The 1594-nt window shown below is 68.8% G+C and carries 1 protein-coding gene; it reads right to left on the bottom strand.

Annotation, left to right across the window (positions count from 1 at the left end; all coding sequences use genetic code 11):
• Positions 1–8: 8 nt before the first annotated feature.
• A complete protein-coding gene (locus ACGF3C_RS33420) occupies positions 9–1481 on the bottom strand; it encodes an NF041680 family putative transposase (protein WP_357235643.1) in 1473 nt (490 codons plus the stop codon).
• Positions 1482–1594 lie beyond the last annotated feature (113 nt).

The raw sequence follows: 1594 nt of genomic DNA, 5'->3' as shown, positions 1-1594 counted from the left end.
CTTGATCTTTAACCTGTGCGGCGTGGCCTTGGGGTATTCGAAGTGTTCGTTTTCTTTGTGTCGCGTTTCGGTTTTGTGCTGGTGGCGGTGGTGACGATGTGGACGTCGTGGCGGGCTGCTGGGTGGCGGTTGGGTAGTCCGGGTGGTCGGCCGGGTCCTGGCCGGGAGGGTTTCGGTGCGCAGGCGGGGTTGCCGGCTTTGGTGCGTAGGTGCCGAAAGCCTCGGCGGACACGGGCTGGGGTGAGTCGTTCGGGTGGTGCGGGGCGTTCCCAGGGCCGACGTAGGTCGCCGACGGCGCCTCGGGCGAGGCGTAGTTGGGTGTAGGCGGCTAACACGAGCCAGGTCCACCGGTCGGCGGCTTTCGGGTCTCGTAGCTTCGGGCTGGTCCAGCCCAGGGTTTGCTTGAGCATGCGGAAGGTGTGCTCGATGTCGAAGCGGCGCAGGAACGCCTGCCAGAGCAGGTCGACCTCAGCGGTGGTGGCGGTTGCTTGCGAGGACCACAGCCAGACTGGTTTCGCGATAGCGCCTGATGGCAGCCGGTCGACGGTCAGCAGGATCACGGTGCCCTCGATGATCGGCAGCGGGCCGTGTTCGGCGGTCCAGGCGGTGCGGTGGGTCAGTCTGGGGTGCAGTCGGTGCCAGGCCCGCGCGGTCGCGGTGCCGTAGAGACGGGTGTCGGTGGCCGTGGCGACGTCCGGGTCGCCCCAGCTGCCCGGGTCGCCGAAGATGAACTCGCCGCCATGGCGTCGTGGACGGCCGGTGGTGCCGGGCAGCCGCGGTGGCGTGGGTCGGCGCAGCACCCGGTCCGAGCGCATCCGCACCAGAACCTGCACCGGCAGATCGGCCAGCAGGAACGCCAGCCGGGGCCCGTCGTAACCGGCGTCCGCGACGATCCACACGTCCGGATCACCAGGGCGCCACTGCCCGACAGCGATCAGCCGCTGCACCACGTCGCGTAACTGGCCGGCGGTGACCGTTGCGGCGTCGTCGCCGGGCGCCAGCCGGCGAGCGTCCAACGGCCCGGTCCATGAGGTGCGCCCGGCCTCCAAGGCGGTGACGAACGAGTACGGCCAGCCCGGCACCCCTATGTGGGTGTCCTTGCCGCGCCCGTAGGTGTGACACAACACCCGCTGCGGGCAGGTATGCGCCTCCGGCCGCAACCAGCACGTCACATCCACCGCCAACACCACCCGCCCATCCGCGGCCCGCGGCAACGGCACCGCCGCCACCGCGCTGCGCAGCCGCTCGACGTCGATCCGACCCCGGTTCAACGCCGCATACAACGAACCGTGACCACGGCGGTGCTCACCCACCAGCGACAACTCCACCAGCGACCGCACCGGCGCATCACCACACAACAACGCGTCCGCCAACTCGAACAACGCATCCCGCCGAGCGGTCAGACAGGCGTGGAACTCACGCCGGAACGCCGCCAGCCGGCCGACCCCACCGTTCGTCCCGGCATCGTGCACACTGATCACCAGACAGCCCTTGGTTTGCGATCTTCTTCCCTAGACAAGAGGAATGATCGACCAAGGGCTGTCCCCATGATCAGCCGGGGTCGATGCCACCGCCCCGCAGGTTAAAGATCAAG

It is taken from the genome of Micromonospora sp. NPDC047762 (genome assembly GCF_043204655.1).
Classification (GTDB): domain Bacteria; phylum Actinomycetota; class Actinomycetes; order Mycobacteriales; family Micromonosporaceae; genus Micromonospora.
The sequence above is the reverse complement of the archived record's forward strand: the minus strand, read 5'-3'. Positions and strand labels throughout refer to the sequence as shown.